Origin of the sequence: Flavisericum labens, from assembly GCF_045446075.1 — a bacterium.
GTDB classification, from domain to species: Bacteria; Bacteroidota; Bacteroidia; order Flavobacteriales; family Flavobacteriaceae; genus Flavisericum; species Flavisericum labens.
In genome coordinates this window covers 470,117-491,893 of the sequence record NZ_JBJJBQ010000001.1, presented here as the reverse complement: position 1 = coordinate 491,893, position 21,777 = coordinate 470,117, and the positions used below count along the sequence as shown (strand labels likewise).

The 21,777-nt window shown below is 36.7% G+C and carries 16 protein-coding genes; 4 read left to right on the top strand and 12 right to left on the bottom strand.

The window, feature by feature from the left end; translation table 11 throughout:
- Positions 1-52: 52 nt before the first annotated feature.
- The 3 genes from ACIEHO_RS02175 to uvrC form a co-directional block, all read right to left on the bottom strand.
- Positions 53-1,207 (bottom strand): homogentisate 1,2-dioxygenase, encoded by a 1,155-nt coding sequence (locus ACIEHO_RS02175; RefSeq protein ID WP_406968178.1) that lies wholly within the window; start codon positions 1,205-1,207, stop codon positions 53-55.
- A gap of 211 nt (positions 1,208-1,418) precedes the next feature.
- Positions 1,419-3,647 (bottom strand): patatin-like phospholipase family protein, encoded by a 2,229-nt coding sequence (locus ACIEHO_RS02170; protein ID WP_406968176.1) that lies wholly within the window; start codon positions 3,645-3,647, stop codon positions 1,419-1,421.
- A 96-nt stretch (positions 3,648-3,743) separates the two neighbouring features.
- Positions 3,744-5,537: an excinuclease ABC subunit UvrC gene (gene uvrC, locus ACIEHO_RS02165; protein ID WP_406968696.1), complete on the bottom strand. Its 1,794-nt coding sequence runs from the start codon at positions 5,535-5,537 to the stop codon at positions 3,744-3,746.
- A 285-nt stretch (positions 5,538-5,822) separates the two neighbouring features.
- Between uvrC and ACIEHO_RS02160 the strand changes: the two genes are divergently transcribed.
- From ACIEHO_RS02160 to ACIEHO_RS02145, 4 genes are read left to right on the top strand one after another with little or no spacing between them, the layout of a single operon-like run.
- Positions 5,823-6,245, top strand: a complete 423-nt coding sequence (locus ACIEHO_RS02160; protein ID WP_406968174.1) for an ATP-dependent zinc protease family protein — start codon at positions 5,823-5,825, stop codon at positions 6,243-6,245.
- Positions 6,242-7,117: a 30S ribosomal protein S6--L-glutamate ligase gene (rimK, locus tag ACIEHO_RS02155; protein WP_406968172.1), complete on the top strand. Its 876-nt coding sequence runs from the start codon at positions 6,242-6,244 to the stop codon at positions 7,115-7,117. Before ACIEHO_RS02160 ends, rimK begins: the two co-directional genes overlap by 4 nt.
- On the top strand, positions 7,118-8,095 hold the full coding sequence (locus ACIEHO_RS02150; protein WP_406968170.1) for a succinylglutamate desuccinylase/aspartoacylase family protein: 978 nt from the start codon (positions 7,118-7,120) through the stop codon (positions 8,093-8,095).
- Between the two features lies 1 nt (position 8,096).
- Positions 8,097-8,660, top strand: a complete 564-nt coding sequence (locus tag ACIEHO_RS02145; protein ID WP_406968168.1) for a 5-formyltetrahydrofolate cyclo-ligase — start codon at positions 8,097-8,099, stop codon at positions 8,658-8,660.
- Here ACIEHO_RS02145 and ACIEHO_RS02140 read toward each other — a convergent pair.
- The 9 genes from ACIEHO_RS02140 to ACIEHO_RS02100 all read right to left on the bottom strand — a co-directional run bounded on the left by ACIEHO_RS02140 (position 8,657) and on the right by ACIEHO_RS02100 (position 21,707).
- A complete protein-coding gene (locus ACIEHO_RS02140; protein WP_406968166.1) occupies positions 8,657-10,540 on the bottom strand; it encodes a hypothetical protein in 1,884 nt (627 codons plus the stop codon). The two genes, ACIEHO_RS02145 and ACIEHO_RS02140, sit on opposite strands and share 4 nt — an antisense overlap.
- 64 nt (positions 10,541-10,604) lie before the next feature.
- Positions 10,605-11,228, bottom strand: a complete 624-nt coding sequence (locus tag ACIEHO_RS02135; protein ID WP_406968164.1) for a lipoprotein signal peptidase — start codon at positions 11,226-11,228, stop codon at positions 10,605-10,607.
- Between the two features lie 99 nt (positions 11,229-11,327).
- Complete coding sequence (locus ACIEHO_RS02130) at positions 11,328-11,705, bottom strand: TraR/DksA family transcriptional regulator (protein WP_406968162.1); 378 nt, start codon at positions 11,703-11,705, stop codon at positions 11,328-11,330.
- 4 nt (positions 11,706-11,709) lie between these two features.
- Entirely contained in the window at positions 11,710-15,114 is a 3,405-nt protein-coding gene (gene ileS / locus ACIEHO_RS02125) for an isoleucine--tRNA ligase (protein ID WP_406968160.1), read from the bottom strand.
- Positions 15,115-15,314: 200 nt separating this feature from the next.
- Complete coding sequence (locus ACIEHO_RS02120; protein ID WP_406968158.1) at positions 15,315-16,019, bottom strand: Bax inhibitor-1/YccA family protein; 705 nt, start codon at positions 16,017-16,019, stop codon at positions 15,315-15,317.
- Positions 16,020-16,121: 102 nt separating this feature from the next.
- Positions 16,122-16,817, bottom strand: coding sequence for a zinc metallopeptidase (locus ACIEHO_RS02115; protein ID WP_406968156.1), 696 nt, complete (start codon positions 16,815-16,817; stop codon positions 16,122-16,124).
- A gap of 175 nt (positions 16,818-16,992) precedes the next feature.
- Positions 16,993-18,093 carry an alanine dehydrogenase gene (gene ald, locus ACIEHO_RS02110; protein ID WP_406968154.1) on the bottom strand — a complete coding sequence of 367 codons (1,101 nt, stop codon included), beginning with the start codon at positions 18,091-18,093 and terminating at the stop codon, positions 16,993-16,995.
- A 219-nt stretch (positions 18,094-18,312) separates the two neighbouring features.
- Complete coding sequence (locus ACIEHO_RS02105; protein WP_406968152.1) at positions 18,313-18,591, bottom strand: SemiSWEET family sugar transporter; 279 nt, start codon at positions 18,589-18,591, stop codon at positions 18,313-18,315.
- Positions 18,592-18,737: 146 nt separating this feature from the next.
- On the bottom strand, positions 18,738-21,707 hold the full coding sequence (locus ACIEHO_RS02100; RefSeq protein ID WP_406968150.1) for a leucine--tRNA ligase: 2,970 nt from the start codon (positions 21,705-21,707) through the stop codon (positions 18,738-18,740).
- Between the last annotated feature and the right edge of the window lie 70 nt (positions 21,708-21,777).

Genomic DNA, 21,777 nt, shown 5'->3' with positions numbered 1-21,777 from the left:
TTTATTTTGCAATCAAACTGTGCCTTCCCTTCGGGAAGGCTAAGTTGGGCTTTTATAACCACGATGTATAGTAACTATCGTCGGCTAATTTTAACGCTTCTTCGGTTACTTTCAAGGGTTTAAATGTATCTACCATAACGGCCAACTCATCAGTTTTAGTCTTACCAATACTGCGTTCGGTGGCTCCGGGGTGCGGACCATGTGGAATACCTGCTGGGTGTAAAGAAATATGACCAGCTTCAATATCGTTTCGGCTCATAAAATCTCCATCAACATAATACAACACCTCATCGCTATCTATATTACTGTGATTGTAAGGCGCAGGAATGGACTGCGGATGGTAGTCATACAATCTCGGCACAAAACTGCACACTACAAAGGCATCGGTTTCAAAGGTTTGATGCACTGGTGGTGGCTGATGGATTCGCCCAGTAATAGGCTCAAAATCATGAATAGAGAAAGCATAAGGATAATTATATCCATCATACCCCACCACATCAAAAGGGTGTGAAGCATATACCATTTCAATAATGTCATCCTGTTTTTTAACTTTAATTAAAAATTCTCCCGATTCATTATTGGTTTCCAACTCCTGTGGCCTGCGGATATCGCGCTCACAAAACGGTGCATGCTCCAATAATTGCCCAAACCAATTGCGGTAGCGTTTTGGCGTATAAATAGGCCGTCTTGATTCTACAATGAACAACCTGTTATCTTGAGTTTCAAAATCTATTTTATAGATAATCCCTCTTGGCACCAATAAGTAATCACCATACTTGAAATCGAGATTACCCAAATGCGTTCTAAGCTTCCCTGAACCTTTATGGATAAAAATCAACTCGTCCGCATCGGTATTTTTATAGAAATAACCTTGGGTTGAATATCTTGGTGCTGCCAAGATTATAGCGCAATCACTATTCACCAAAACGGGTTTTCTGCTTTCTAAATAATCATCCTCTGGCTTTACTTGAAACCCTTTGAAACGATATGATTGGATATTATTGGATTTTGCAATTTTTGGTTGGACACTATTCTGCTTTCTTATTTCTTTCACCTGCGTTGGCCGCTGTTCGTGATAACTGTTTGTGGACATGCCATCGAACCCAATAGTACCAAAAAGTTGTTCGTAATATAAACTGCCGTCTGGTTTTCTAAACTGGGTATGGCGTTTATGAGGAATCTTTCCTAATTTATGATAAAAAGGCATTTTGTAAAATTTTAGAGTTTACCCCTTCCTCTCGGATTGAGTATTAATAGACTAAAAACCAATGTATATAAAGATACAAAAATGCCAGCTTACTCAGGATTTCTCTTGATAAGAAAATGAAGATGTTGAAGTAAATCTTTCCAGAAAAGCATCATATAGTTTCAAATATCGGAATTTTATACGAGTTAAAAAAAACATTGAATTTAACCTACTAAAACCAGAAACCAATATTAAAAAACCATTTGCTTCTTCCCTGTTCTGGCGAATAGCTATATTTTGCCTGCACTGGCCCTAAAAACGTTTCAACGGCATAACCCAAGGCATACCCTCTGTAGTCTGGCAAGGTAAACCATTCACCTGTATCAAAAATATTATCATCAACATTTGCCCAGTTACCCTCAAGTGTAATATGATGGTTCTTAAATAATTCATAATCTGCCGTCGCCCAAGCTTTCACGTAGCTATTTCCTGTAAGTGAAATAAAATCATAACCTAAAAAAGGTATAAAATTGTTTATTAAATTATTGCCATAACCGCCTAAAGCAAAATCTAAGGTTCTGGTAGATTTATCTCCTAATTTAAACCCTCCACTGGTTTTCAAATTAAATGATAGTTTATCCGAAACACTGAAAGCATAGCCCATATCTGCCTTGGCTATTGAAAAATCCTTAAAATTATCAACAAAACCAGAAGCATATAGGTATATGTTTAAATCACCATTAAAATACACACCCCTTTTTGGGAAATATTTGTCATCGTACGTATCTAGTTTCAAGTTACCAACCAGACTAACATAATCGGTATTTTCTAGTAAAAAATCCTCATTGGTGTTATTTCCAGAAATGGTTTCAGAGTTTATTTCCAAACGCTTATGTTCGACCCCCATGCTAAGCGAAAAATCCCTCCTAAACAATGTTTGCAAATAAAATTGGTTGGTTTGATCTTCTAGTTTTACATCAAGTTTTTTTAAACCTGTGGCAGTAATTTGTTCGTCGTCCAATAAGAGTTGGGCATTAATACTTTTATGAAACTGGTTATATCTAGACTTCAATCCAATACTCCAATAAAACCCTTTATCAATTAAATATTCAAAGTTATAGCGAACGTTATCTCCAAGTATAATATCTAAAGCCGCCACATCATTTTTGAAAAACAAGCGTTTTTGGGTAAGGTTTGCCAGTGCAGCGGTCTTGTACAATTCGTCATAATGAACGCCCAGTTTTAAAAAGGTCTTGACCTGAGATTCTTTAACATTGGCAATAAAATCATAACCTTCAGCATCTTTGGTTGGCTTAAGTTCAAACTGAAATGAATCAAAATTATTAGTGGCTACTACATTGTAAATTCCTTTGTTAAGCTCCTTATAACTTATTTTCTCTTCGCTCTTTAGTTTTAGTTTTCCTAGTATATAAGCTCTGGTGTAATTTTTGTTTCCCTTAAAATCAAATTTATTGATCTTTATACTATCTACTGGTTTAACCTTGAATTTCTTTTTTATATCTCTTTCTAAGTTATGAGACACCAAAGTTCTCAATACATTAAGCTTTGACAAGGCCGCTTCCTCACCTTCTTCAATTATCATACTGCCTTTATCAAAAGAAACCACATTGAAATCTTTAATATTGGGCTTAATATAAACATCTGTTTTTTGTGACTTCAACTTCATAGCGTTGATGGTTCGGAAGTTGTTTATTTGGATTAAAACCTCAGGTGCCGATCTTAAGTCTTCACGTTTTACCAAGCCGTCCTGAACATCAATTCCAATAATGATATCCATTCCTTTATCACGCAACTCATCAATAGGGTAATTGTTTACCACCCCTCCATCAATTAAAATCTTGTCGCCAATAACCACAGGTTGAAAAAGTGACGGCAAGGCACCGCTCGCCATAATAGATTGTGTAAGGTTTCCATTGTCTAAAACTACCTGTTGTCCATTTTCGACATTAGTGGCAATACAGAAAAACGGAATGGGCAGTTTACTGAAATCGTTAATATGATTTACAGGAAGTAATAGCTTTAAAATTAAACCATAGGCTACTTGTCCCCTTGATAGTGCTGAGGGCAATTTTATTTTAAAATTATCAAAAGGTAGGGTAACGGCATACTTTTCAGAATTATCACGTTCATAAAAGGCTTTTGAGGCACGTGGCAAATCGTCGTTAATAATATTATCGAAATCGACTTTTTGAAAAATAGAATCGAGTTCCTTGCCAGAATAACCAGAAGCATATAATGCCCCGATTATGGCTCCCATACTTGTTCCTGCTATATAATCGACCTTTACACCCAAACTATCAATAACCTTTAAAACACCAATGTGTGCCAAACCTTTTGCCCCACCTCCACTTAACACCAAACCTATTTTGGGTTGGGGTTGTTCAACAGGTTTATTTTGCGCTTTCGCAAAAAACGAACCCATTAGTAATAGGGCTAACATTATGGCTTTATGGTACAATTTGATAATTTAAAGTTCAGTGTTTTTAATGCATTTGTCATTTTAAAATGACAAACACTTTAAATATAATTCCATTTTTTAATTTTCGTGGTAATAATTATAAACCTTTTTTGCCCTCGACACGCCAACTACTTCTTCCAATTCATCTAGTTTAGCATGGGCCACTCGTTTTGCTGATTTAAAACGTTTTAATAGCTCCACAACCGTTTTTTCTCCAACCCCTGGAATAGTTTCCAATTCTGTATTTAACGCACTCTTACTGCGTTTGTTTCGGTGGTGTTCTATACCAAAACGGTGCGCTTCATTACGTAACTGCTGTATTATTTTTAAGGTTTCACTTTTCTTATCTAAATATAAGGGAATTGAATCACCTGGATAAAATAATTCTTCCAAACGTTTGGCAATTCCGATGATAGCAATCTTACCTCTCAAGTTTAAAGCATCCAGACTCTTTAATGCGGATGACAATTGTCCTTTTCCGCCATCAATAATAATAAGTTGCGGCAACGGTTGGTCTTCATCGAGCAAACGCTTGTAGCGGCGATACACGACTTCTTCCATAGAAGCAAAATCGTCTGGTCCTTCCACGGTTTTTATGTTAAAATGCCGATAATCCTTCTTACTTGGTTTTCCATTTTTAAAAACCACACAAGCCGCTACAGGATTTGTTCCCTGAATGTTCGAATTATCAAAGCATTCAATATGCCGCGGTTCTTCATTTAGTCTTAAATCGGCCCTCATTTGCGCCATAATACGATTGGCATGCCTGTCTGGATCTACGATTTTCATTTGCTTGAAACGCTCCATCCTAAAGTATTTGGCGTTTCGCAACGACAAATCTAAAATGTGCTTTTTATCTCCTAATTTTGGAACGGTAACTTTAACATCTTCACCTAAATCGACCTTGAATGGCACATAAATTTCTTTAGATTTTGAATTGAATCGCTGCCTAATTTCGGTAATAGCCAACTCTAAAAGTTCTTTGTCGGTTTCGTCGAGTTTCTTTTTAATCTCTAAGGTATGTGCCCGAATAATGGAACCGTACGACAGTTGCAAAAAATTGATATAGCCATAACTTTCGTCACTCATAATGGCAAACACATCTACATTGCTAATTTTTGGATTTACAATAGTAGATTTTGCTTGATAATTTTCAAGTACATCGAGTTTCTCCTTTATACCTTGAGCTTCTTCAAACTGCATATTTTCAGCGTAAGCATGCATTTGTGACTTAAATTGCTGAAGTGAATCTTTAAAATTTCCTTTTAAAATTTCCTTTATGGCTTTTATGTTTTCGTTGTATTTATTCTCAGTCTCAAAACCTTCACAGGGGCCCTTACAATTTCCCAAATGGTACTCTAGGCAAACTTTATACTTTCCGGCTTCTACTTTTTCTTCGGATAAATTATAATTACAGGTTCGCAGACTATACAATCCTTTAATTAAATCGAGCAAGGTGTGCACGGTTTTTCCGCTGGTATAGGGACCAAAGTATTCGCTCCCGTCCTTAAAAACACGGCGAGTAGAAAACACCCTTGGAAAACGCTCTTTTTTTATGCAAATCCATGGATACGATTTATCATCCTTTAGCATAACGTTGTAGCGAGGCTGGTATTTTTTAATCAGGTTATTTTCCAGTAGAAGCGCATCAGTTTCGGTATCAACAACAATATGCTTTATTTCGGCAATTTTTTTTACCAACACCCTGGTTTTACCACTATCGTGGGTTTTGGTGAAGTAAGAGCTTACCCGTTTTTTTAAATTTTTGGCTTTCCCCACATAAATAATGGCACCTTCTTTATCGTAATATTGATAAACTCCGGGTTGGTTGGGCAGGGTTTTTATTTGTATCTCTAAATTGGGGGTATCCATTGTTGTAAAGGTAATTATTTTAATTTTCACCTATTAATTATAGTACTGAATAAACGCTAATATTTTATAAAAATTTTTGATTATTGAATTGATTATTTATCTACATTCGCTGCCTTTTACAGGGCTTAATTGGTTTACCAAAAGCTTTGAGTTATTAATACCTTTGGAGAAGGATACGTTAGGGATTGAACGGTCTGTTTGAGCTCGCCAATCCCGATAGTTATCGGGAGAGGAAGCGAGTAGTGAAAGCCCGACCCCAAGGGTAACGCTAAAATAAAAATTGAAATGAAAAAAATTGTAGGACGTGTTGATATTGTTGATTTCCCAAAGTTGGGTCTGTACAATATTGATGTAAAGATGGACACGGGGGCTTATACATCGGCGATCCACTGTTCTGAAATTATTGAAGAAGACCATAAATTGCGCTGTATTTTTAACAGTGGTGCGCACAAAAACTTTGGAAAGACCGAAATTGTATTTGATGTTTTTTCGAGAACCGACGTAAAAAGCAGTAACGGATACAAGGAAAACCGCTACAAAGTGAAATCTGAAGTCATATTTTTTGGAAAAACGTACAAGATTAACTTAACTTTAAGCACTAGAGACGATATGAAATTCCCGGTGCTTATTGGCAGGCAGTTTTTAAAACAAAAATTTATAGTTGATGTAGATTTGGAAAACGTTTCTTATATAACACGCAAAGCATGAACATAGTTATACTCTCTAGAAACTCTAACCTTTACTCGACAGACCGCTTGGTTGAAGAAGCCGAAAAACGTGGCCATAAGATAGAAGTGATTGACCCGCTTAAATGCGACATTATTATTGAAAAAGAAAAACCGACCATCTATTATAAAGACCGATACTTGGATTACGTTGACGCCATTATTCCTCGTATTGGTGCCTCTGTAACCTTTTATGGTTGTGCTGTGGTGCGCCAATTTGAAATGATGGGGGTTTTTACTATTTGCACATCGGACGCTATACAACGTTCTAGAGACAAACTCCGTAGTTTACAGCGCTTGAGTAAAGCGGGTATTGGGATGCCCAAAACCGTGTTTACTAACTATTCTAGAGACGTTGAAGAAGTGATTGAACATGTTGGCGGCACACCGGTTATTATAAAACTATTGGAAGGCACACAGGGTTTGGGCGTAGTTTTGGCCGAAACAAAAAATGCCGCCGAGTCTGTATTGGAAGCATTTAATGGTTTACAGGCCAGAGTCATCGTTCAGGAGTTTATAAAAGAAGCTGGAGGTGCCGATTTACGTGCATTGGTTGTTGACGGCCAAGTAGTCGGCGCTATGAAAAGACAAGGTAAGGATGGAGAATTTCGGTCGAATTTACATCGAGGTGGCTCGGCTAACATTATAAAACTGAATCACGACGAATTGAAACTGGCCATGAATGCCTCGAGAGCCTTAAAGCTTCCTGTTTGCGGCGTTGACATGCTGCAATCGTCTAGAGGCCCTTTATTGCTTGAGGTAAACTCCACCCCTGGACTTGAAGGTATAGAAACTGCTACCGGACGCAATATTGCAAAAGCCATTTTACATTACATCGAAAAAAATGCTAAATAAATGGCTGATAAACAAAGCGAAGTACTTCACATTTTAGGTGAACAGGTAAAACCTGGCGAAAGCAAAGAAGTAAGTTTTGATGTGGCCAATTTGCACACCTCATCGCCGGTTCATATTCCTGTAATAATCGAGCGTTCTAAAAAACCAGGCCCAACGGTTTTATTCACAGCCGGTATTCATGGCGATGAAGTTAATGGTGTTGAAATAGTACGTCAGCTTATAGCCAAGGGTATCAACAAACCGAAATGCGGAACGATTATTTGCATGTCAGTCATCAATATTTTTGGGTTTATTAATTTAAAACGTGAATTTCCCGACGGCCGCGACCTCAATCGTGTTTTTCCTGGAAGCCCTTCAGGTTCTTTGGCTGCACGGGTGGCTCACAAACTTGTAACGGAAGTGGTGCCGCATGCCGATTTAATTATCGATTTCCATACTGGTGGCTCTGGCAGATTCAATGCGCCACAACTGCGCTATGCCAAAGACAACAAAGACATGGATATTTTGGCAAAAGTATTCGGAGCGCCTTTTGTGCTTTATTCCAAAAACCTTTCAAAATCCTTTAGAAAAACATGTAACAAACTGGGTAAACCCATTCTTCTTTTTGAAGGTGGTAAATCGTTTCATATTGATGATGTCGTAACCAATTCGGGCGTTAACGGCTCTAAACGGGTCTTAAAACATTTGGGTATGCTTAAAACTATATATAAGGCAACCAAACCAAAAAAAGAGTGTGTTTTTATTAACGATAGCAGATGGCAACGTGCTAAATATTCAGGTATGTTCAAAGCATCTGTTCCCATTGGCGCTTACGTGCAAAAAGATGACATGCTGGGCAATATTACAGACCCTTATGGCAAGTTTAACTTCTTTGTAAGAGCTTCAAACACTGGCTTTATTATTAACGTAAACGAATCGCCGATTGTTTATCAAGGCGATGCCTTATTCCATATTTCAACCAAACTAAAAAGACAATAAAGTGACAAAAAGTGAATTGCGAAAAACATATAAAACGCTTCGTAAAAACTTGTCATTAAACGACATTGAGGACTTTAGTTTGGCCATTGCCAACCAAGTTATAAAACTTCCAATTTGGGATGCTTCTTTTTACCATATATTCCTGTCTATTGAAGAACAACAGGAAGTTAATACTGATTATATTTTAAATATTTTATCGGGAAAAGACAAAAACATTCTCATTCCGAAAAGTGATTTTGAAACTGGCGAAATGACCAATTATTTGCTAACGGACAATACAAAAATCAAGAAAAACGAATACCACATACCAGAGCCTGTTGATGGTATTGAAATTTCGAACGATAAAATTGATGTGGTATTTATTCCGCTTTTAGCTTTTGATAAAACAGGAAACCGTATTGGCTACGGAAAAGGGTTTTACGACCGTTTTTTGGCAAAATGCAAACCAGAAACCATTAAAGTCGGATTGTCTTTTTTTGAAGCTGAAACTGAAATTACTGAGGTTTTCGAGAGCGATATTAAGTTGGATTATTGTGTAACACCCAAGAAGGTTTTTAAGTTTTAGTTGTTGCAGTTCTCGCAATACGTCTTTCTTAAATACTCGTCTTCCAATAACTGAAAGGTAATACCACCATTATCTATGGCGTTAAATAATTTACAAAAACGCTCACGATTCATATTAATGGCATTTAACATGGCTGTTCTATACTTTGGTGATTGTGTAAGCTCCTTGTTTACAAGTGTTAAGTTTAAATAATAAAATAATAAATCTTCATTAATATCAATACTTCTTGCTTTCTTTTCTAATATTTTAACAGCCAAATCAGCATGGCCATAATAACTAAAAGACTGAGCCAAACTCAAATAATCATAATCCGACAGGGTAAACTTTTTAAAGTTTTTATTTATGAATAAAACCGATTTATCCTTATCGTCAAAATTTTTGTCCATCATGAGTTTATCGGCTACCACCATATTAAAATTAACCAACATTCTTGATATCAGTGTTTTATCAATATTATAGTTTTTCAACTCATTAATTTGTCCTAATATTTCTGCATCTTCAGACTCAAGAGCAATAAATTGCCAAAGTTTTATTTTTATTGCGGTTATGTTATATTTAACCTGTGCATCTTTTGGTACAAGTTTTTCAATTTCTAATAGCTCGTTGTAAACAATTAAGGCTTGCCTGAGGTCCAACATATATTTAAAGGCTGAATTTTTGTTTAATAATTTAGCGAATTTGGCCTGTTTGGGTATCATCATTTCTTCTAAAATAGTAATAGGCGATTCATTAGATTTGATTTTCTCAAAAATCGAATTTTGAAGTTCTATAGCTTCATCTATCTTGTTTGAAACAATTGCTGAATTAAACCTTTTTAATACAGAATCTACTGGTTGTGTGCTGTTTTTATCCTTTTTTTCCAATTCGAGCTCTAAAACTGCCTTTCTATGGTTTTTTAATATGGGTTCCATTTGCCTAGAAATGGAACCTGCTATTCTTTTTTTAACCTCATTTTTGGTTAGCAATGATAAATCTGCATATTCAGTGCCTTCTATATCATTAAAAAATTCCACCCAATTCTCTGAAGTCGAAACATTTGTTTCAATAGTTGGCTTTTGAAACGATTGTAATGCCTCAACAATACTATTGGCCCTTAATTGTTGTAATTGTATATTTCGACTTGTTATACCTTCAATGGATGAATACGCCTTAATGTTTATGGCCTTAATATTAAAATCTGTTAGCCGCAACGAGTCATAAATGGGTTTTATATCAGCTTGGGAGTATTTCGATTTATTCTTTTCAAAAGGAATAATAAACTTTAATTTTTTGTTTTTAACAACGAAATCATCATCGCCCTTTGGTTTTATTTGCCTATTTATATAGGTCAAAGTATCTAAATAGATGCCCATATCCAATAAATCTGAAGCATATGAATCTAAATCATAAAGGACATTATAAAGGCATGAACTTTTGTTCCCAATAAATACAATATTGAATTCTAGTTTTTTGTCAAGAAATTGATTAGGTATTTTACCTATCCAGGTACTAAAAAGATTGTCCTCGACGTTTTTTAACCCTCTTTTTAAGGCTTCAGAATAAACTGGTTTCAGCAAAAAACCTCTTATTTGTTTTTCATTTATGGTTTGCAATTCACACGCATACCTATCCTTTGAAACAATATCAATAGCCAAACCATCTCCAGAATTTTGAAATAACGAGTTAAACCATTCTTTATCATTTATTTCAAAATAAAGATCTGAATTTTCTCTTTTAACTGAAAATTTTACTTCTTTCGGTTGCTTTTTGAAGGCCTTTAGGCAAGATTTGCACATTTGCGCTCTGTCCTTACCTGAAAAATCGATATCGTAGGTATTTTGGGATAACGCAATTTTAAATAATAAGAGCGACAAGGTTAATAGGAGGGATTTACCTTTCATTTAATTGAGAACGATTAAATTTGATATTCTAATAATTCAAATTTAACAAATACTACTAAATAATTTATCGTTTTTTGGTAAATGCTTTTTTATTAAACACAATAAGCATTATAAAACCAGTACTTATGGCTACATCGGCCACATTAAAAACGGGTTCGAAAAAATTAAATCGCTTCCCACCGTAAAACGGAAACCATTGTGGCAAGTCTATTTCAAAAAGGGGAAAGTAAAGCATATCAACCACACGGCCGTGCAAAAAGCTATCATACCCGCCATGTTCTGGTAAAAATGTTGCCACTTGGCTAATACTATCATCAAATAACACCCCGTAAAAAACAGAGTCCATTATATTGCCCAAGGCTCCTGCAAAAATAAAGGCAATGGCTAAAATTAGAACGTGCGAGCTTTTCTTTTTTACGGCATCGTAAAGCCAGTAGCCTATACCTAAGATGGCAATAATTCTAAAAAGGGTTAAAATAACCTTGGCCGTTCTATCTGAAACAAATGAAACGAAATCACTGATTTTTGTGCCCCAAGCCATACCATCGTTTTCAATGAAGTATATTTTAAACCAATTAAAAACATCTACACTTTCGTGCAACGTAAAATGAGTCTTTATATAAATTTTACTCACCTGGTCGATCAGCAAAATAACGATGATTAATATAACGGACTTTTTTAGAGACATTAAAAATTCTTAAAAGAGATTCGGTCTATGATGGAATGACAAACAAAAACGCCCCAAAAATTATTTTGAGACGTTTCAAAATATGTCATTAGCAACGATTTACTTTTGCATATTCTTTGCTTCAATGCTTAATGTAGCATGCGGCACTAACTTCAATCGTTCTTTATTAATCAATTTTCCTGTAACACGACAAATACCATAGGTTTTGTTTTCAATCCTAATTAAAGCATTTTTAAGGTCGCGAATAAACTTCTCTTGACGGATAGCCAAGGCTGAATTCGATTCTTTACTCATCACTTCACTTCCTTCATCAAAAGCCTTGAACGTTGGCGACGTATCGTCGGTACCATTATTATGGTCGTTCATATAGGCGCTTTTTATAAGTTCTAAATCGTGCTGTGCTTTATCTATTTTTTCTTGAATCAGCACCTTAAATTCGGCTAAATCTTTATCTGAATATCTTTGTGTATCTCCCATGTTGTTAATGTTTTTGGATAAATAGCTTGGTACTTACATTATCAAATGCAATTTCTATACCATCTTCTAATTTATCTATAATTTCAAGTTCGTTTGTTAATGTTTCTGATTTTATATAGGTCATATTTGCATCAACGGCACTTATAACCTGCTCGTCTTTTTGAAGCTGCACATCAATTTTATCAGTGACTTCAAAGCCAGAGTCTTTCCGTAAATTCTGAATGCGGTTAACCAATTCTCTAGCAATCCCTTCTCTACGTAAATCGTCTGTAATGGTTACATCTAGGGCCACCGTAAAGGCACCTTCCTTGGCAACCAACCACCCTTCAATATCTTGAGAAGTGATTTCTACATCCGAGCGATCTAATGTAATATTTTTTCCATTAATCGCAATCTCCAAACTGCCGATTTGTTCTATTTTGTTAATATCTTCCGCCGAAAAGTTAATTACTTCATTTGCAATAGCTTTCATATCCCTTCCAAAGCGAGGTCCAAGGGTTTTAAAGTTTGGTTTTATCTGTTTTACCAAAATATCTGAAGCATCATCCAATAGCTCAATTTCCTTGACGTTCACTTCGTGTTTTACCAAGCTTGAAACCGCCAAGATCTCAGCTTTTTGCTCTTCGCTATCAATTGGGATAATCACTTTTTGAAGTGGCTGGCGCACCTTAATCTTCTCTTTAGCTCTTAACGACAATACCAGTGAAGATATTGTTTGAGCAGCTTCCATTTTACGTTCTAAGCTTTTATCCACATAACTTTCATCAAACTCTGGAAAATTAGCCAAATGCACACTTTCAAACGTTTCTTTTTTGGTAATGGCATTTAAATCTAGATACAATCTATCCATAAAGAATGGCGCGATAGGCGCTCCCAATTTGGCAATGGCCAACATACAGGTGTAAAGCGTTTGGTAGGCCGAAATTTTATCTTGTTGATAATCGCCTTTCCAATAACGTCTTCTACTTAAACGCACAAACCAGTTACTCAAGTAATCTTGGGTGAAATCTGAAATAGCACGAGCGGCCTTGGTTGGCTCGTAATCGGCATAAAACGCATCTACTTTTTTGATGAGCGTATGCAGTTCTGAAAGTATCCAGCGGTCTATTTCTGGTCTTTCATTGACGGCGATATCAGCTTCACTGTAATTAAAACTATCAAGATTCGCATATAATTGGAAAAATGAATACGTATTGTAAAGCGTTCCGAAGAATTTACGTTTTACTTCTTCAACACCTTCCAAGTCAAATTTCAAATTGTCCCAAGGGTTGGCATTGCTTATCATATACCAACGTGTGGCATCTGCCCCATAGTTTCCTAGTGTTTCAAACGGATCGACGGCATTGCCCAAACGTTTAGACATCTTTTGTCCGTTTTTATCCAATACCAATCCATTAGACACCACATTTTTATAAGCTACGGAATCAAAAACCATAGTTCCGATAGCGTGCAATGTGTAAAACCATCCTCGGGTTTGGTCGACACCTTCAGCTATAAAATCAGCTGGATACGTGGTTCTATTATCAATCAATTCTTTGTTTTCAAATGGATAGTGCCATTGTGCATAAGGCATAGAACCCGAATCGAACCAAACATCAATTAAATCGCTTTCGCGGAACATTTTTTGACCCGTTGGCGACACCAAAATAACGTCGTCAACAATATTTTTATGCAAATCGATTTTAGCGTAGTTGTCATCAGAATTGTTCCCAACTTCAAAATCTTCAAAAATATCTTTTGAAAGCACTCCAGCTTCAACGGCTTTTGCCATTTCGGATTTTAACTCTTCCACCGAACCGATGCAAATTTCTTCCTTTCGGTCTTCAGTTCTCCAAATAGGAAGCGGAATTCCCCAATAACGTGAACGCGATAAATTCCAATCGTTGGCATTGGCTAACCAGTTACCAAATCGGCCTGCCCCAGTAGCTTTTGGTTTCCAGTTTATGGTTTCGTTGTGCGCTACCATTTTTTCCTTGACGTCGGTAACTTTTATAAACCAAGAATCTAACGGGTAATAAAGAATAGGCTTATCGGTTCTCCAACAATTAGGGTAACTGTGCTTATATTTTTCAACCTTAAAAGCCTTATTTTCTTCTTTTAATTTAATAGCAATTTCAACATCTACCGATTTATCCGGTGCTTCACCATCATCGTAATATTCATTTTTTACGTACTTGCCGGCATATTCTCCCATTTCGCGACGGAAGCGGCCTTGTAAATCTACCAAAGGCACCAAATTTCCGTTTTCATCTTTTACCAACATGGGCGGTACTTCTGGCGTGGCTTGTTTAGCTACTAAGGCATCATCGGCACCAAAAGTTGGGGCGGTGTGCACAATTCCTGTACCATCTTCGGTAGTTACAAAATCTCCAGAAATAACTCGAAATGCATTTTCTGGGTTGTCATTTGGCAAGACATAAGGTAATAACTGTTCGTACTTAATGCCAACCAAGTCTTTACCGACAAACTCTTTTACCACATAAAACGGAATTTTTTTATCACCTGATTTATAAGCTAATAATTCCGATTTACCCTCTACTTGCTTGAACTTCCCCGAAAACTGGTAATTAACCAGTTTTTTGGCTAGAACCACATTGATGGGTTGGTACGTGTATTGATTGTAAGTTTCAACTAAAACATAATCGATTTTCGGGCCAACGGTTAATGCCGTGTTACTTGGTAGTGTCCAAGGTGTGGTCGTCCATGCTAAAAAGTGAATATCGCCTTCATTTTGTAAAAAACCTGGCAGAGTGTCTTCAATTGCTTTGAACTGTGCTACTGCTGTGGTATCTGTTACATCTTGATAAGTCCCAGGTTGGTTTAGCTCATGCGAACTCAAACCTGTCCCCGCCTTTGGTGAATAAGGCTGAATGGTGTAGCCTTTATACAGTAAATCTTTATTGTAAATCTGCTTTAACAACCACCAAACACTTTCCATATATTTCGGCTCATAGGTAATGTATGGATCGTCCATATCTACCCAATAGCCCATTTTTTCGGTGAGGTTGTTCCAAACATCAGTATAGCGCATCACCGCTTTTCGGCAGGCTTTATTGTAATCTTCAACCGAAATGGATTTACCAATATCCTCTTTGGTAATACCCAACTCCTTTTCAACTCCTAACTCAATAGGTAATCCGTGAGTATCCCATCCTGCTTTTCGCTTAACTTGGTATCCTTTTTGGGTTTTATACCGACAAAAAATATCCTTAATGGCACGCGCCATAACATGGTGAATGCCCGGTAAGCCATTTGCCGAAGGTGGGCCTTCAAAAAACACAAACGTTTCGTTGCCTTCTCGTGAAGATATACTTTTTTCAAATATGTTGTTTTCCTGCCAATAGTTAAGAATTTCTTCTGCTACTTTTGGCAAGTCAAGTCCTTTATATTCAGGAAATTTAGCGCTCATTTACTGCTTATTCTTTTAAGTTCGCGAATTTAATGAATTTTAGCAAAACTGCCGACCTTTTACTCCAATTTGTCTGAACCAAAAATCTTCAAGTCTCCCTTTACCCATATGGGTCTTTTAATGATAACGATTTAAAAACCAGCAAACAAAAAAAGCCGCAGAAAAATACTGTGGCTTTAATATATTTTAAAAATCTATTATTAGTCTCTCGACATAAAAATACTCAGGATGTACCAGAACAATAGCATAAGCGATGCAAATAAGCCTAACGCGGCAGGGATATAATCGTCTGTTGTGTATTTATTCACCATGTTAGAAGTTTGATATAAAATAGAACCGCCTGCCAATAAACACATACCTGCAGAAAACCATAAACCTAAATTAAAACCGAATAGAGATCCAGCGATAATAAGACCAATGGCTATAAAAAAACCGATAGTTAATCCCGTTTTCAAAAATGAAAAATCCTTTTTGGTTACAAATACAACCGCGGACAACCCAGTAAAAAGCGCCAAGGTTACAACAGCCGCTTGATTAAGCATCTCGGGACCCGCTTCCAAATAATATGCAGCAATGTAAATAAGTGGCACAAAAATAAAGGCTTCGGCCAAAATATATAAACCATAAGCTAGGTATTGCTTACTCTTATCAGTTGTTTTTAATGCCATTCTTTCAGCGTAGTTTGTAATAAACATGAAGCCTCCAAGCATAAGTAACCATTTAAAACCCTGCGTCATCGACAAAGCAAAATCTACAATAGCATCGCTTTGCAACAACAAATATTCAAAAAGTACGAATACCAAAACACCACCAGCAACGTGTGCATAGGTTGTTTTGTAGAAAGCCACGCGGTCTAAATCCGACACTTGGCTAATCAGTAACTTTTCATTTTGTAATTGTTCCATCAAATTTAATTTAAAGTTGAGCCTAAATTTAAAAAAAGAAACCGAATTCTTACTTAAAAAAGTAAAAAATCGGTCATCTGCATGTTTTGTCTTGACAAATAATTAATCTCTACCACCAAAAATTTGGAAGCCCCAATAAACTAAGTTTGCCAAAGCACCAATGGCTGCCACTAAATAAGTCCTAGCCGCCCATTTAAGCGCATCTTCTGAACCCGAATATTCTTCTTGTGACACCATATTTTTATTTTTCAACCATGCCAATGCACGGTGACTGGCATCATACTCAACTGGCAAGGTGATAAAACTGAATAAAGTTGCAAAGCCCATCATCGCCAAACCTGCCACGGCTACCCAATAGCCCATACCCACTCCAGCGGCAGCACCCAATATCAAACCACCAATAACCAACCATTGCGACATACCAGATGTTATGCTTACTACAGGCACCAATGCCGAGCGCATTTGTAAATAACTATACGCTTGGGCGTGTTGCACCGCATGGCCACATTCGTGAGCGGCAACAGCTGCTGCAGCGGCGTTACGTTGATTATAAACAGCCTCACTTAAATTAACCGTTTTATTTTTGGGATTGTAATGATCTGTTAAACGTCCTGATGTAGAAATCACCTCAACATCATTAATACCATGGTCGTCTAACATTTTTTGAGCAATTTCAGCCCCACTCATACCATTCCGAAGTTGAACTTTTGAGTATTTTTCAAACTTGCGCTTTAGCGTGCTACTTACTATCCAACTAACGAGGGCAATTCCTCCTAATAATATATAATATCCTAACATTTTATTTTTTTAATATTTAAATTTCTAAACTTAATATAGCAAAAATAACGCCAATTGTGGGGGTATGATATTCTGTCAGTATTTAAAGTTATGTTAAAAAACATTTTAGCAATTAGCCATAAGAAAAGCGGAGCTCTAGCAAAAGAGCCCCGCTTTGATTTTATATGGCTGCCATTTAGCAGGCCGCAAATTCTAAATCAAAAGCCTCTGCTATTTCTTTATAAACAATCTCACCATTAACAACGTTTAAACCTTTAGCTAAAGGCTTACTATTTTCGCATGCTTTCTCCCAGCCTTCATTTGCTAATTTTATAACGAAAGGCAAGGTTACATTTGTTAATCCTACTGTAGATGTGTAAGGTACTGCTCCAGGCATATTTGCAACCGAGTAATGCACAACATCGTCAATAATGTATATTGGATCTTCGTGAGTAGTCGGTCTTGTAGTTTCAAAACACCCTCCTTGATCAACTGCCACATCAACAATCACAGTACCAGGACGCATCACTTTTAACATATCTCTGGTTATCAACTTTGGTGCTTTCGCTCCTTTAAGCAATACACCTCCTATGATTAAATCTGTTTGAGGTAAATGTCTTCTAATATTATATTCACTTGAAAATTCTGTATGTACATTCTCAGGCATGACATTGGCAATGTGACGCAATTGCTTCATGTTAACATCCATAATGGTGACATTGGCCCCTAAACCTGCTGCCATTTTAGCCGCCTGAATACCAACAATACCTCCTCCTAATACTAATACGTGTGCTGGTGGTACGCCTGGGATACCTCCTAATAAAATACCGCGCCCTTTAATAGGCTTTTCTAAATATTTGGCGCCTTGTTGAATGGACATTCTACCCGCTACTTCAGACATTGGGATTAATAACGGCAAAGATCCATCAGCATCTTCAACAGTTTCATAGGCAATACAAACCGCTTTACTATTTATCATAGCTTTGGTTAATGCCTCACTTGAAGCAAAGTGGAAATACGTAAATACTGTATGATGTGATTTAATCAAAGCATACTCTTTTTCAATAGGCTCTTTAACTTTTACAATCATTTCAGCTGCAGCGTATACTTCCTCAATTGTGTCAAGGACGGTTGCACCAGCCTTAACATAATCTTCATTAAAAAAACCACTACCAAAACCTGCATCTTTTTGTACAAAAACTGTATGGTTTCTCTTTGTTAATTCGAACACTCCTGAAGGCGTCATACCAACACGGTTCTCATTATTTTTAATCTCAATAGGCACACCAATTTTCATAAGGCGAATATTTTAAAAGTTATTAATTAAAAACGTCTGCAAAACTAAAACAAATGATTGATAAATTATTTATATAAATCACTTTTTTTAAAATATTCATAATTAATTTAACATATATTTATATATTCAATAAAATATATCAATATAACAGAAGTTTTTTACGTTTTATTTATTCTAAGACGTAGACATATAATAAAACCCCTGTTTTTTAAGAAAAGTTTATGATTTTTTACTGTACTTTACTTTAAAGTACAATAGTAAAAAAGAAGAAATAATGGTGACAGAATTGGCAAGAATCATAGCAATACTTTTAACTAGAACACCATAGATAAACCAAAACAGGATACCTATAAAAAAGACAAGAAACATAGGAAGTGAAAAGGATTCCACATCTTTGGTTTTCCAGGTTTTATATACTTGCGGCAAAAATGCTGATGTTGTTAACACCGCAGCAATTAAGCCTATAATTTCAATGTAGTCTATAGTGAAAGCATGCATATAGCTCGATTATTTGGGTTCGTGCCTCGACAGGAACGAGATACAGACTATTGTTATCCTGAACTCCTTTCAGAATAGCAGCCTGTATTATGAAAACCTGAAATAAGTTCAGGTTGACAAAAACTTCACTTTTTTGAGAAGTGAGCTTAACCTACAATATTAACAATCTTCCCTGGCACAACAATTACTTTTTTAGGCGTTCGCCCTTGTAATTGGTCTTGGGTTTTTTCATTGGCCAATACAGTTTTTTCAATCTCGTCTTTACTCATATCCAAGGGAAGCTCTAAAGTAAAACGCATTTTACCATTAAATGAAATGGGATAGTTTTTACTGCTTTCTACCAAATGGCTTTCATCAAACTCTGGGAATGGCGCTGTTGAAATACTTTCATTATGCCCCAACTGGCTCCATAATTCTTCAGCGATATGCGGTGCATACGGCGAAATCAAAACTAAAAGTGGTTCTAAAACTTCCTTTGACGTACACTTTTGAGAAGTCAACTCGTTAACCGCAATCATAAAGGTGGACACCGAGGTATTGAACGAAAAATTCTCAATATCTTCCTGAACTTTCTTAATGGTTTTATGCAGGGTTTTTAAATTGTCCTTTGTGGGTTCGGCATCATTAACTTTTAATCCGCTGTCGCCCACATATAATTTCCATAGTTTTTTAAGAAATGAATGTACACCGGTAATTCCGGCCGTATTCCAAGGTTTGTATTGCTCTAGTGGTCCTAAAAACATTTCGTAAAGACGCAAACTGTCGGCGCCGTATTCCTTACAAATGTTATCGGGATTGACCACATTGTATTTGGATTTGGACATTTTTTCAACGTCTCTTCCTACTTTATAAACACCTTCCTCTAATACAAATTCGGCATCCTTAAATTCTGTTCGCCAATTTTTGAAAGCCTCAACATCTAACTCATCGGATGAATTAACAAAAGATACGTCTGCATGAATCGGAGTAAAATTATCTTTAGTAGTTTTTGAATCTTCAGTAAAAAATACTGCATCTCCAGGTTCAACTCTTTCCTTTGGAATAAGTCTCTCTTTTAATTCCTCAGTAAACCAATCACAACTAGAAATAGTCTTTCCCGTATTAATTAATTCTTCATAAATGGATTTGCTTACAATAAGTGAATTTTCAAAAGCACTGGAATTCCATCTATAAACAAAAGCACTAGTCCCCAAAATCATCCCTTGGTTAATCAGTTTTTTGGCAAACTCATCGTGATTTACATAACCTTTATCGAACATAAATTTTTGCCAAAAACGTGAGTACAATAAATGACCTGTGGCATGCTCGCTACCACCAATATATAAATCGACTTGTTGCCAATAATCAATCGCTGCTTTCGAGAAGATTTCTTGGTCGTTTTTCGGATCCATGTAACGATTAAAATACTGCGAACTACCCGCCCAACCTGGCATGGTATTCAACTCCAACATATGAACGGTGGTGTTGTTTATTTTATCGTTGTCAACTACCCTGTTAGTTTCGGTGCACCAGGCCCATTTTGTAGCATTTCCTAATGGTGGCTCGCCCGTTTCTGTTGGTAAATATTTTTCAACTTCAGGAAGTTCAATCGGTAAATGTTCGGCATCAATCATTTGCGGCATACCATTCACATAATACACCGGAAATGGCTCACCCCAATATCGCTGACGACTAAATACGGCATCACGTAAACGGTAATTCGTTTTCCCCTCACCTTGCCCTAGTTTTTCCAATTCGAAAATAACGCGCTTGGTGGCTTTTTTATAGTTTAATCCGTTAAGGAAATCACTGTTTCCAATAACGGTTTTTTCTTTATCTGAAAAGGCTTCTTTACTAATATCGACACCTTCAAAAATGTTTGGAATAGGAATATTGAAATGCTTAGCAAAATCGTAATCGCGCTGGTCGCCACACGGCACACTCATAACCGCACCTGTTCCATAACCTGCTAAAACGTAATCTCCAATCCAAATCGGGATGGGCTCTTTAGTAAACGGATGTTCGGCATAAGCACCTGTAAATGCTCCTGAAATGGTTTTCACATCCGCCATTCGGTCGCGCTCACTGCGTTTTGCCGTGGCTTCAACATAAGCTTCAACTTCGGCTTTTTGTTCTGGTGTGGTGATTTGAGACACCAATTCGTGTTCTGGAGCTAGTGTCATAAAACTTACCCCAAAAATGGTATCGGGTCTTGTTGTAAAAACATCTATTTGATGAGACTGCGACGCTTCGCTCGCAATAACGTTGAATTTAACAGAAGCCCCCACCGATTTTCCAATCCAGTTGCGTTGACTTTCTTTTAAAGAATCTGTCCAATCTATTTTATCCAACCCTTGAAGCAAACGCTCGGCATAAGCCGAAATACGCATGCTCCATTGGGTCATTTTTTTACGTACTACGGGATGCCCACCACGTTCTGAAACGCCATTTACAATTTCGTCGTTAGCCAAAACGGTCCCCAGTGCCGGGCACCAGTTGACTTCGGTTTCTGCTAAATATGTTAAACGGTATTGCAGAAGTATTTCTTGTTTTTTAACGTCATCAAAAAGATTCCAATCGGACGATGTGAAAAATTTAATATCATCATCGCAAGCGGCATTAACGTTGGCATTACCTTCAACTTCAAAAATTCTGATTAATTCTGAAATATCTTCTGCTTTATTACTCTCGTAGTTGTACCATGAATTGAACAGTTGAATAAAAATCCACTGTGTCCATTTGTAATAACTAGGGTCTGATGTACGTACTTCACGATTCCAATCGAAAGAAAACCCAATTTGGTCTAACTGACGGCGATAGGTTTTAATATTTTCAGCCGTTGTAATAGCTGGGTGCTGACCCGTTTGAATGGCATATTGTTCGGCAGGTAAACCAAAGCTATCATAACCTTGTGGGTGCAAAACATTAAACCCCTGGTGACGTTTATATCTTGCATAAATATCTGAAGCTATGTAACCAAGCGGATGCCCGACATGCAGCCCAGCACCACTTGGGTAAGGAAACATATCTAACACATAATATTTGGGTTTATCGCTATGGTTTTCAGCTTTAAACGTTTGGTTTTTGGCCCAAAAGTCCTGCCAATCTTTTTCGATTTTATTGAAATCGTATCTCATTCTATCTATTTCGCATTTAAAAGCGCAAATTTAAACTTATTATAACAATGTTGAAAGTTTAAACGTTGTA